At 30.6% G+C, this 12,059-nt stretch carries 13 protein-coding genes; all 13 read right to left on the bottom strand.

The window, feature by feature from the left end; genetic code table 11:
- Positions 1 to 262: hypothetical protein (locus tag SJY24_RS01150; protein WP_377863439.1), on the bottom strand; the 262-nt coding region annotated here is incomplete at its 3' end.
- Between the two features lie 174 nt (positions 263 to 436).
- Positions 437 to 1,045 carry a MerR family transcriptional regulator gene (locus tag SJY24_RS01145; RefSeq protein ID WP_377863438.1) on the bottom strand — a complete coding sequence of 203 codons (609 nt, stop codon included), beginning with the start codon at positions 1,043 to 1,045 and terminating at the stop codon, positions 437 to 439.
- 376 nt (positions 1,046 to 1,421) lie between these two features.
- A complete protein-coding gene (locus SJY24_RS01140; protein ID WP_377863437.1) occupies positions 1,422 to 1,877 on the bottom strand; it encodes a GNAT family N-acetyltransferase in 456 nt (151 codons plus the stop codon).
- A gap of 159 nt (positions 1,878 to 2,036) precedes the next feature.
- Positions 2,037 to 2,366, bottom strand: coding sequence for a hypothetical protein (locus SJY24_RS01135; RefSeq protein ID WP_016083241.1), 330 nt, complete (start codon positions 2,364 to 2,366; stop codon positions 2,037 to 2,039).
- Between the two features lie 282 nt (positions 2,367 to 2,648).
- A complete protein-coding gene (locus SJY24_RS01130) occupies positions 2,649 to 3,209 on the bottom strand; it encodes a helix-turn-helix domain-containing protein (RefSeq protein ID WP_377863435.1) in 561 nt (186 codons plus the stop codon).
- Positions 3,210 to 3,876: 667 nt separating this feature from the next.
- A complete protein-coding gene (locus SJY24_RS01125; RefSeq protein ID WP_006097171.1) occupies positions 3,877 to 4,554 on the bottom strand; it encodes a hypothetical protein in 678 nt (225 codons plus the stop codon).
- A gap of 218 nt (positions 4,555 to 4,772) precedes the next feature.
- Positions 4,773 to 6,239 carry a plasmid recombination protein gene (locus SJY24_RS01120; protein WP_377863433.1) on the bottom strand — a complete coding sequence of 489 codons (1,467 nt, stop codon included), beginning with the start codon at positions 6,237 to 6,239 and terminating at the stop codon, positions 4,773 to 4,775.
- Between the two features lie 453 nt (positions 6,240 to 6,692).
- Positions 6,693 to 8,006, bottom strand: a complete 1,314-nt coding sequence (locus tag SJY24_RS01115; protein WP_000036965.1) for a putative HlyD family type I secretion protein — start codon at positions 8,004 to 8,006, stop codon at positions 6,693 to 6,695.
- Entirely contained in the window at positions 7,999 to 10,215 is a 2,217-nt protein-coding gene (locus tag SJY24_RS01110; RefSeq protein WP_000239236.1) for a peptidase domain-containing ABC transporter, read from the bottom strand. The genes SJY24_RS01115 and SJY24_RS01110 overlap by 8 nt, the downstream gene beginning before the upstream one ends.
- A 126-nt stretch (positions 10,216 to 10,341) precedes the next feature.
- A complete protein-coding gene (locus tag SJY24_RS01105) occupies positions 10,342 to 10,578 on the bottom strand; it encodes a Blp family class II bacteriocin (protein WP_000764649.1) in 237 nt (78 codons plus the stop codon).
- A gap of 26 nt (positions 10,579 to 10,604) precedes the next feature.
- Entirely contained in the window at positions 10,605 to 10,799 is a 195-nt protein-coding gene (locus SJY24_RS01100) for a Blp family class II bacteriocin (protein ID WP_000391828.1), read from the bottom strand.
- Between the two features lie 130 nt (positions 10,800 to 10,929).
- Positions 10,930 to 11,121 carry a hypothetical protein gene (locus tag SJY24_RS01095; protein ID WP_000437363.1) on the bottom strand — a complete coding sequence of 64 codons (192 nt, stop codon included), beginning with the start codon at positions 11,119 to 11,121 and terminating at the stop codon, positions 10,930 to 10,932.
- Between the two features lie 310 nt (positions 11,122 to 11,431).
- On the bottom strand, positions 11,432 to 11,845 hold the full coding sequence (locus SJY24_RS01090) for a hypothetical protein (RefSeq protein WP_328017258.1): 414 nt from the start codon (positions 11,843 to 11,845) through the stop codon (positions 11,432 to 11,434).
- Positions 11,846 to 12,059 lie beyond the last annotated feature (214 nt).

The following is a 12,059-nucleotide window of genomic DNA, read 5'->3' as shown; positions in this document are numbered from 1 at the left end:
TATAGGAAACACCTAATAATATAAACAGGGGAATCCCAATACTTAATTTATAACTTCTTTTTATTTTTCTATAAGAAAATTCCCCTAGTAAACAGCCTATAAGTACAGGTATACTCCCATACATAATGTAAAGAAGAGCCATCGACCAGGGGGAACCCCATGATGCTTTCATACCTTCAGAGTTATTTATAAATTCCAAATTAGATGTAAATATAGAAAAAAATATAAGACATACTAAATAACTAACTATAAATTTTTTCATTTCTATCCCCCATATAATTCACAATAATATCTTCATTATATGACAGTTACTCTTACCTAATATAGATAAAATGCAATATGTATATTGTATTCATGCTCGGTTAACATAATCTCCTATTATCGACAGTAAACAAAAAGGCTCACTCTTTGTCATATAAGGAGTGAACCTTTTTGTTTATTTATTAAATAAACGATTCCACAGAGATTTTTTTTGTTTTGTGATGGCAAGCTGTTGAATACTTCGTATATTTTCCATCAACATTTTATCTCTTTCATTTGCTCGGTTTTCTTGTCGAGTAAGTTGATGTTCCATACGTTCTAAAATTTCTCTATCACTTTTTCGTTCCTTCTCCATCTCTTCAATTTTTTCTAATAGGTGTCTATTAAGTTTGTCTTGTTCTTTTATATAATCTATTAAACTTTGTATAGATTCATTTGTCACAGGAGCTAGAGAACGGCTAGAAGAGTGGGTTTCGCTTTTAGATTCTTGTTGTATTTCTTCGAGAGCGTCCCCCGTTCTTGATGAAGAGCGGTTTCCTTCACGCTTAGATATAATAACTTTTGCAGCTTGTTCTAAGTTGAATTTTTGCTCTTGTACTAAACTTTTAAACAGTATAAGTGTATCTTGATCATAGTGAGTATAATAGCGAGTACCATCATCATTTTTCTCCCAGTAATAGCCGTTCTTTTCTAGCGCGGCAGCCCACTTTCTTAAAGTACTTACCCCGATATTTAATCGTTCACTCATTTCTTTGTTTAACAAGACATATTCATGTTCCTTCAAGCTATCACCTCACTCTTTAGAATATCATAAATTTTCTTGTGGGCGCTCGTTCACCCGCTCTTCAATGATTATTCGAGAATTTAAGAGGATTCCCTTTGATTTTAAAATTGATCGGGGTAGAACATAGTAAATCAACTACCTTTTTTATACAAGATTTTATACAGATTTTTGTACTAATACAGGACCTGCGTAAACCGGAAAAACCCTAGTATCTTTACAATGTATAAAATCATGCATATGATGATAAAAAGAAAAACGGACAAACCTAATGCCATCAAAGGTTTGTCCATTTTATTTGCTACCGATAATAGGACGTTATGTTAACCGGTCATGTATAGAGTATTCATCTGTAGACTTAAAATAAAGTTGGATTAAATTATGATTTAGTTGTCATAATAATTGAACGTGGATAGAATCCCAATTTCTCATAAAACGATACAGCTTCATTCCCGTACACTACTGTTAACTCAATTTCATATATTTGTTTTTCTTTAAACCATTCCATTGCACTATTCATTAATTTCAAACCCAATCCGTTTCTTCGGTATTTTTCGTCAACAAATAGAACCTCGACCTTCCCGCTTACTTTTTTACCATATGCTATATAAAATCCTAATATATTGTCCGTTTCCGCTTCCATCAATAATTCGATCCTATATTCTCCATACTTTAAGTTTTTTTCATATTCTTTAATACGTTCCTCAAATGTAATTCTTGGATAATCACCAGAAAAAAATTTTGATTTACTATTATGGTATTCATGTAATTTATCTAATGGGTTTCTTATCACTTCTATTTCTTCGAGTGTTATCTGTTTATTAATAATTTCCATTCTTTCACATCTCCAGTAATGTATTTTTATTTAAGTATAGAATACTGTACTTCCAATAACGAAAATTATGTAAATAAGCTGTCCAGATGGACAGCTTATTATATGTTTTTGCTTAGCGTGGTTTTTTTCCGAAATGCTGGCGGTACCCCTATAAGTGAATTATTTGTATTCCTGTCTATATAATTTAAATGAATAAATAGCTCCAATGAAGAATACAAAGGCTTCAAATAATATAAAGATTTGACGGAAATTCTCAATATCCTTACCAACTAGAGAAATAAATATAGCATTCATTAGAATTTGAGTAGTAAACATACGAGAAGTAATTTTTAAATAAATAGCATTTGTTCTTTCATCTGGTTTACCAATTTTTTTGTAAATAATAATAAGTGCAATTACTGAACCCAAAAATAGAAGTGCTGTAAGTCCTACAACGATATTAAAATTGCCTGTACTTTCTAACATCCATTTATTTAACAAATCAATCATTATTATCTTCCTTTCCTACATAAGAGAATATTTCGTTCTTCTTTTTCACTATAATAAAAAAAGAAAAAGAAAAACATCGAACTTTCTTACAAACATTCGTGTATTCTTACAGTTTTGTCATTTTATAAATTTATTCATCATCTTGCCTTTCCCTATTTTCTTTGGAAAAAATAGTGAATTAAAAGAAAGAACGCTACAAGATCAACTTTCGAGAACGATAATTATGTAAAGACAAAAGTCCTCCAGTTAAACAATCCGGAGGACTTTTAATAGTTTGCTAAGTTATCTTCCAAATACACTCAATCCTAAATAAATCAAACTATAACTAATTAAAGCACTTGCAATCATCAAACCTATTTTTAATAATTTGTCTTTTATATTTGGCTTTGCGTCACTTACAGGTTTTCCTTCTATAAAATCGACTATTTGACGATAAGTTTTTAAATTATGCTCTTTTTTCAAGTTTTCAAGCTTCAATGATGAAAACATAAGCAAAATCGTAAGTACCCCAGGTATTATAAGACCATAATACCCAAAAAAGTAAAATACAGGTGCAATAGAAATAGGAAGCATAAACATTAATGCTAACATGATATAACTCCACTTAAAGAAAGTTGATTTTTGAAGTTCTTCTTTCATGATCTTTACATCTCCTTTAACTAAATCATCTAGGGAGACGTTAAAGAGAATACTCATCATTAATAAATTATGAATATCTGGATAGTTTCTTTCATTTTCCCAGTTAGAAATAGATTGTCTGGAAACATGAATTTTTTCTGCTAACTTCTCTTGGGACATATTATCCCGTTTACGAAAATATTGTATTTGTCTACCAATGTTCATCTATACATCTCCCTTAAGTTTGAGGTTAAGTTAAAGGCTAATTAAAGACTACCAAATTTCTTTATAATAGCATGATTCTACAGTGTAAAAATGTTTTATCATGCTATTCTCTCCTGTTTTTGGGTGTGAGTGCTGGCTGGGGGTTTGGGGGCTAGCCCCCAAGAACTTAACGTAACTGAATATAGGATAAGTTTATTACTTAAGACGATAAAGCTGGCGGTTCGGCGGGTATAATTGCTGATCCAAGTCGAGCAACTTAACCCCGTTTTTGGTCTGTTCGGCTTGGCGAAAGCTAAAAACCAGCCGAAAAAAGTTCCGCAAGGACAGAAAAAAAAGAAAAGGCGATAGCCTTTAGGTGAGGATTAACGAACCGACTTTTCTTTTTCTGAAGGTGGAGATTTTTGAGCGTTATTTGCTCAAAAATACTACCTGTTCCTTGCGGAACTTTTAGCCTTTAATAATAGTGATAATAGAGAACATCTACAAAAAACGTGTGAATCCCTTGATATGACTGGGTTAAATACACTTTTTAGGGTGTGACGTTTTCGTCACACTTTTAAGCCTTTTTGTGACGTTTTCGTCACACCTAAAAAAATATAAATTAGTAAATAAATGGATAAAACACTTTAAAATACATATAAAAAAGACTATATCAAATTGATACAGTCTAAAAAAATCTAGCTGGTAATTTTACTTTTTTACCATTTTGATCTTTAAGATTTTTCAAAGAATATTGAAACAATCTCATCGTTAATTTATCGAGTTTTACTTCATTTTTTCGAGGTGCACAAATCATTATGTAAGGATTTACTACCCATGTTCTAGGACTTACAGTCCGACCATTTTCAATAATTTGTCCAGCACCTTCTGGATTAAGTAAAATTTCTTTTTTCTTTAATGAATTCATAACCAAAGAAGTTTTTTCTCTTGATTTCCCTATCATTTCAGCAATTTCAGAAACAGTTGCTGCTTTTGGTAACTCAAAATCTTCCTCAGCGCTCTTTCGTTTCCTTTTAAACTTATCATCTCTACAAATAATAACATTACTTCTAAATTCCAAATAAGCTTGAATTCTAAATAAAAAACTTTCCTCTGCTTGAGTTAAATAACCAATACTATTCAACAAGTCTAAATTTCTGTGCATTACTTGATTAAATGGCTCTCCAGCAAATGGATCTTTATTAGTTCCAACATAATGATCTTCTCCAGTTAATTCTTTTAACTGTTGTAAAAGAGATTTTTTTAGTTCTTCAGCTTGGTCTCTTTGTTTTCCATCTTTCTCAAAATCTCTTTTTCTAGCATTTCTATCAGCTTGATTTAAAGCTTGTCCCAATTCTTCATTCATTGTTAAATCCTCCTCTAAATTGAGGGAATCAACAAAAACACCTATTTTTTGCTATTTGATTATAAAACAAATTATGATAATCTATAATCAGATAAATGAAGTCTAGGTATTTTAGTAGAATACCCTATAAAAAGAGTCATGTTCCAGCATGGCTCTTTTTTTTCATTCTATCACGTTTTCAATAACCTTGAAGATAAAAACAAAGTTTCCTTATTTTTTTACCGTTCCCTATCAAAATCTCGATGTCTGCTTATTTCTCTCTTATGTTCACGTTCAAATTGATTATCTACTCCCTTGCTATCCAATTCATTTTTAACAATTCCTCTAAGCACCTTAAATTGCTCTTTAAGAACTTTTTTCGTTTGTATATACAAAACTCTTATATTCGTCTGCAAACCCTTTATATAAGCTTTTAACGAGCTTATTTCTTTATTTAATACACCAACTTCTTTTTGCAACTTACTTTTTTCTTGTTTCAACGTTCGATTTTCTTTCATCCAGCCCTCTGCATGGACTTTTAAACTCTCATTCTCTTTCACAAAATCTGTCTTTTTCAAACGCTCATAATCCTTTTTGATAGTAACCGCTGCATTCACTTGCTTTATTACTTCTTGATATTGTTCTAGTGATAACACATAATTTCTTGTCTGTTTCTTCGTAATCTCAGCTTTTCCAAACATTTTATCCTGTACTTCTACTACTACTTCTTTACGTAAAAATGGAATTTTAACAGGTTCATTTGGTACTTGATCCGTAGCACTATCTAATTCTTTTTGCATTTGTTCTACTCTTTTTTCTAACTCTATATGACACTGGCCAATTAACTGCAGCTTTTCATTTTCACTCTCTACTTGTTGCTTTACTATCTCTAATTCTTTGTACGTATCAACGACATCACTTTCCAAACTCGTTTTTGTCATTTCTAATTCGTTTATTTTCTCTTCAACGTTTTTTAAATGATCATCAATCGTTTGTAACTGTGTTTCTTTTTCTTCTACTTGGTTTTCAATAGTTGACTTTGCTTCTGCATACTCCTTGTATTGACGAACTTTCATGTACTTATGTGAACCTACATTAGCACGTTCAAAATTCGGAATATGTTCTTTCGCTAATTGCTCAATATAAGCCGTTTCTAATGCTCTCCAATGTGCAATTAACTTTCTTCCCGTTCCTTCTACACCTTGTTGTTGCAAAGCTCTATCCATTCCGACACGCCTCGTTAATCCTCGACTACTTTCGAAATTCGGTACATAGTTAATATGTAAATGAGGATTCGCTTCATCATCATGTAAAACCATGTTATAAACCGCTAGGTTTGGATTTCTCTCTTGAAACACTTCTGCATACTGTTTTAACGCTTCCTTTTTGGCTTCCCTATATTTCGAGTCGTCTTTACCTTCCCCAATCGCCACGACTAATTCTCGTTGTTCATGTGTCTTATCATCTTTATGTATTTTGTCATAATAATCATCAATTTTACGATCATTCCGTTTTTGTTTCTCGTTATATTTATCCACTGCTTCTTGAAAGACATCCTTATATCCACTTCGGATGTCCTTTTGAACAAAATAAATATTCTCATCTAACCTGGATGAATCGATGCTAGGATTCCCATGAATATTTTCCCTGTTATTATGGCTCAATGAACTTTGGTAAGATTGATTAAATGAGATAGAACCCAACATAAAGTGCCACCACTTCCCCTAGATTAATTGATACCATCAGTCTAGCAAAGCGACGAAATGATGTCAATTAACGTAACCCTATACTTATTTTGACACTCCGTATCAAAATTAATAGGGGTCTGCGACGCTTTTCGGCCCCGCCGAGCCATACTTAGCATGGCAAAAAACCTCGGACTTTGTCCAAACCTACAAGGGGAACTCTTCCCCTTGACCCCATCAATCGAACTCCCCAACCCCTCAATCCTTGAGGGGCTCCCTCGCCGGTTGGCAGGAACAAACAGTAGTTTGTTCAGTGCCAAGAGGGTTCGGGTGTAGCCCAGTTGGTCAAGTCAAATACTCCCTTCGCTTTGCTAGGTCCGTTTTGATTGACCAACACATAGTTATGAACGCTCTTCTTCAAAAAGTATATTCTTTAAGTTTTGGATTGACCTATAAGCTCAAGGTTAATCTCCATTAATTAGATATGAAATCTAACTTTCTTAATATAAACTTCCATATCGGTTCTTCTCCTGTCACTACAGAAGCTCTACCTACCATTCCTGTATGCAACTCATATAATTCCTGTGTATCAATTGTTGCCTCCAATTCATAAACATAAGCTTTAGAATCTTTATCAAAAATAGGATGTGCTGGTATATACATTACTTTTCCCATTTGTTTATCCGTTTTCTTTAACTTAAACGAATACTGTACCTTATCCCCTTTTTTAATTCCTTTTATCTCTTCAGCAGATAACAAAATTTTTACTTTTTTTTCATCTTCTTTCGGAATAATTGAAACGACCTCTTGACCTGGATCAATTAAATCACCAGGTTGCAAAATAGAAGGGAATTGTACAACTCCATCTTGTTGTGCCTTTATAATCATCGTTTCATTTTGATTATGTAATCCAGAAAAGTCTTGTTTTTTCATAAATATCTCTTGCTCTAAAGATTGAATACGCTGATTCACAGAAACAATAGTACTTTCTTTATATTGATTTAAAACATATTCCTTTTGTTCTTGTTTCCCTTCCTTCGTTGTATCAACTTTCTTCCTTTCACTATCTAACGTTTCTTTTCTTTGACCTATTCTTTTTTCTATATTATTTTGTTGAGACTCTAAAGATTGAATTCTATCATCCAATACTTGTTTTTGTTCATCTAATATATTTTCTTTATCTTTCTGTTTATTTATAGATTTAATTTCTCTTTGTATATTTTCCTTTTCTGCAATTAACCCTTGTAAAATCTCGTCTTGTTCATTTGATAGTTTACTATTAACTATCAAATTTATCTCATTTTCTTTTTCATTTTGCAAAGATTGATACCCTTGCTCATATGCTTTATATTCTTCCCTTATTTTTTTATCCACTTCATCAGAAAAAGATAATTTATGGGATTGAATACTCTTTTTTAACTGTTCTAACATCTCTTTTTGTCCTTCTAAATGCTTAACAATTTGATCCATTTGATTTTGTTTATCCATTAATTCTTGGTTTTTTAATTGAAGCAAAGTATCTCCCTTTTTCACCGCATTTCCTGATTGAACAGAAACAGTATCTACAACACCTGGAATTTGAGTTCGAGATACACTTACATCTGACTTACCTTGTATCATTGCTGTTCCTTTACTCACAATATCTAGTTTTCCAACATATGCCCAAATTATAAATCCTATTAAACTTAAAAAAAGAAAACATAGTAATCCAGCGATAAAACGAGGAGGTTTTCGTTCCAATAACTCTACACTATCTGTTAACTGATCAAAAGAATAAATCTTACTCATATTGACCACCCCTCATTTTATTAAATTGTGACTCTATATGATCTATGTGAACTGTTTGATTCTTCCAAAGACGATAATATTCTCCTTGATGGAATAATAATTCTTCATGAGAACCTCGCTCTATAATATTTCCTTTTTCCATTACAAAAATTTGACTTGCATGTTGAATTGTACTTAATCGATGAGCAATCATAATAACAGTTACTCCTTGCAAACCTAATCCTTTTAACATATCCGTAATATTTTTTTCAGTTGTAGAATCCAAATTGCTTGTTGCTTCATCTAAAATTAAAATATCTGGTTTTTTCAATAACGCTCTCGCAATTGCTAAACGTTGTCTTTGTCCACCTGATAAATTCGAAGCATTTTCTTCTAAATGAGTTTCATAACGTAACGGTAATTCACCAACAAACTCATGTACACAAACCTGTTTACATACTTGTATAACCTCTTCTAACGTAACTGATCGTTCTAATCCAAAACATAAATTCTCATAAATAGACGCACTAAAGAAAAATGATTCCTGAGAAACATATGCAATCTGATCTCTTAATGCAGTACGATTTATTTCTTTAATATGATAATCATCATAATATATATCACCTTGTTGTGATTCGTAATAATGCATTAGCAATTTTGAAATGGTCGTTTTTCCAGAACCACTTTCTCCTACAAATGCAACTTGACTACCAGACTCAATAGAAAAACTTATATTATTTAAAACATTCTTACGTGTTCCATAACGAAATGTAACATTAGAACATTCAATCCTTCCAGATAACTGTTTAGGAGAGACTTTATTATCTTCTTTTTCACTTTTTTCAGCGTCTAAATCAAAGATTTCATTTAATCGTTCTCCAGCAACTAATGCAGATTGCATCATAGGTTGAATTCCAATTAAATTTTCAATTGGATTTAAAAAATAAGCTAAAAGTGCATTATATGTAATTAATTCACCTATCGTCATATTACCTTTTAATACCTGTATAGCTCCAACCCAAAGAATAACCGTTCCTCCAATTAACTCAAGTCCCATTTTAATAGATCCTTGTAAATTAGATAACATTCCTCTTTTAAATACATTCTTTAATAAATTAACAAAATGACTTTCAGTTTGAAAAAAGACTTCTTTTTCAGCGTTATAAGACTTTACTGTTGCAATTCCATTTAAAGATTCTACTAAATAAGAATTTAATCTAGCATTACTTTCCATCTCTTCTCTATTAATTAATTGATACGGTTTATGAAAAACAAAAATAATCCCCATATAAAAAGGTATTAATAATAAAGTCACACCAAATAAAATAGGACTATGTATATATAATAAAATTGCTCCTAATGTAACCATTAATGTATCAATCATTAATGTAACTGTAATTGTTGATAACGCATCTCTTATTTTACTTGCATCCATAAATCGAGAAATAATTTCTCCCACTTTTCTTGTCTCAAAAAAATTCATAGGTAACCCTACAACATGACGATAATATCCAAGCATTAATTGAATATCTATTCTTCTACTCAAATATAAAATCAAATGAGTTCTAAAATAAGAAAGAAGAACTTTAAAAATGTACAATATAATAATCCCAATAGATACAATATGAAGTGTCTGCAACAACTGATTCGTAACAATATCATCAATTAAAAACTTAAAATAAAATGCTCCTAACAATCCAAATAAATTAAAAAAAATAGAAGCAAAAAATAAAGGGACTAATATTTTTTTTTGCTGCTTTAATAACAATAAAAAACGAGAAAATGTTCCTTGAGATTCTTTCCCTTTTTTAAACTTTTGTCCAGGAGACATTAATACAAGAATACCTGTCCACATTTGACAGAATTCCTCTAATAAATAAGTTATCAAGCCTTTTTCTGGATCCGCAATATAAATTTTATTATCCTTAATTTTATGAATAACTACATAATGTAACAAACCACCATTCACTACTACATGAGCAATAGCAGGTAATGGTATTTCTTTCAAATTTTCCATTTTTGTTGCCTTTACAGCTTTAACTTCAAATCCTAATTTTTCTCCCGCTTCCAGTAATCCCCTTATATTTGTTCCTGATAAATCTGTGCCAGCTATATTCCTAATCTTTGAAATAGACATTGTAAACCCATAATAGGAAGAAATCATTGCAAGACATGCAGGACCACAATCCTTTAAATCTTGTTGCTTTATAAAAGTAAATTTTTTAACCACTGTATTCTGCTCCCTAAATTATAAAATAAGAGACTGATTCAACAATAAAAAAGCCGAGATAATATTAAATCCTCTCGACTTTTAAAGATAAATCTCTAATTATAAATCTTATAAACTTATAAATTATCAATCATATGCAAGGTATCCACCAATTGCAGCTCCAGCTACTGCTCCAGCTGCTAATCCCCAAGGACCAACTCTTGAACCCCAAGAAGCCCCTTTTTGTGCCCCTTTTAAAGCTCCTACAGCAACAGATGCTCCTGTACCAGCACCAACAGAAGCATTTGCCCAAGAACCCCCACCATTAATTTCTAATTCTTCATTTGTAAGATCTACAACATTTAAATTTGTTTCTAGTTTCATTATTCTATCCCCTTTTTTTAAAAATATTATTTATTATCTAATAAATACCCTACACCATATGCTACAGCCCCATAATGAGCCCCAACAACACCACAAGCTGGTCCACAAATAGCAGTACCAATACCACCATATGTAGCAACATTACCAACAACATTTATAGTATGGGATTTCCAAGAACCACCATCAATGTTTTCTAATTCAAATTCCTTTAACTCTTCCATGAAATAACCTCCCTATTAATATTAAATATTAATAATCCTAATATAAAAATTAATTAATATTAGGATTATACAGTATTCAAGATTTCATTAATTTATAAATGTTAAAATAACATCATATACTTTATATACATTAAGATTTCTTTAATTTTCTATATAAAAGAACAACAATAGAAATTACTAATCCTAATACACAAAAAGTAAATAATATGATTTTTTTAGTAGATAATACTTCAGTTTCAAAAAAAGTCATATTTCCTACCATTAATGTTTGTATAAAAAATATAAAAATAAAGTAATATAAAAATCGATTATTTTGTTCCAAATAATCCCTCCTAACAGGAATATATATCCATCTTATACATTATATATATGGATTTCAACATTTAAAATAATGCAATAATGCATATTAATAAATATTAATTTATTAATATATTAAATTATTCATTTATTTTAACTAAGAAAACAAGTGATATTAACCATATTTAAACTAAAAAAGAGTCCTAAATTAATAGAACTCTTTTTTTAATTTTGAAAGTAAACTTTTAAATATTAGTTTACATTCATTTTCCCATAATTATAAACCTTATCTCGAATCCCTTAATAATCTCAAAATCAACAACAAAAGTATACATTCAGGATGTTGATTTATCTCTTTTCCTTAAAGACGATAATACAAAGAAATATAAAACAGCTGGTATTATTCCAAAAAGAGCATTCCATACTAAGCCAGGTACCATAAAAACAAATGAAAACAATATACCTAATGAAATTACGCCAAATATCGCATAAATAAATAGTTGAACTAAATGAATTTTTTTAGGAGAATTCAGTTTACTTAAGACCTTTTTTGTAAACCAATCAATCAATAATGAAACTGGAATTCCAAATAATATAAATATAGGACTAATGTAGATTATGGCTATCATAAATATATCTAGAAATGAAAATTGATACGGATTAGCGAAAACAAAATCAAGTATTTCGAATAACGTAGACATAATTAATGCTGACAATATAGCTGCTATCAATCTTCTTAATAAATACACTGTTTTATCTCCTTTCATCAAAAAATTCAAAGTAAATACACTTGTAATATTTAGTTACCATAACTTCCGTTATCAGAAGTTGATCAACATCAGTTTATTCGTCTTATAAAATAGAAAACTAAGGAGGACAAAGTAATAGGAAGACTAAATTTAATAAAATCCATTATAGAATAAGATACATATGCTCCAGATAATCCAATGTACATTAAATATG

Origin of the sequence: Bacillus sp. R86525 (assembly GCF_042466195.1) — a bacterium.
GTDB classification, from domain to species: Bacteria; Bacillota; Bacilli; order Bacillales; family Bacillaceae_G; genus Bacillus_A; species Bacillus_A nitratireducens.
This window is presented reverse-complemented; position numbering and strand designations above follow the sequence as displayed.

Bases quoted from the DNA above. Each gene is read 5' to 3' on its own strand.
- SJY24_RS01115 (WP_000036965.1), bottom strand. From the start codon at position 8,006: ATGAGTAAGATTTATTCTTTTGATCAGTTAACAGATAGTGTAGAGTTA.
- SJY24_RS01130 (WP_377863435.1), bottom strand. From the start codon at position 3,209: ATGAACATTGGTAGACAAATACAATATTTTCGTAAACGGGATAATATG.
- SJY24_RS01120 (WP_377863433.1), bottom strand. From the start codon at position 6,239: ATGTTGGGTTCTATCTCATTTAATCAATCTTACCAAAGTTCATTGAGC.
- SJY24_RS01125 (WP_006097171.1), bottom strand. From the start codon at position 4,554: ATGAATGAAGAATTGGGACAAGCTTTAAATCAAGCTGATAGAAATGCT.
- SJY24_RS01105 (WP_000764649.1), bottom strand. From the start codon at position 10,578: ATGAAACTAGAAACAAATTTAAATGTTGTAGATCTTACAAATGAAGAA.
- SJY24_RS01100 (WP_000391828.1), bottom strand. From the start codon at position 10,799: ATGGAAGAGTTAAAGGAATTTGAATTAGAAAACATTGATGGTGGTTCT.
- SJY24_RS01135 (WP_016083241.1), bottom strand. From the start codon at position 2,366: ATGATTGATTTGTTAAATAAATGGATGTTAGAAAGTACAGGCAATTTT.
- SJY24_RS01140 (WP_377863437.1), bottom strand. From the start codon at position 1,877: ATGGAAATTATTAATAAACAGATAACACTCGAAGAAATAGAAGTGATA.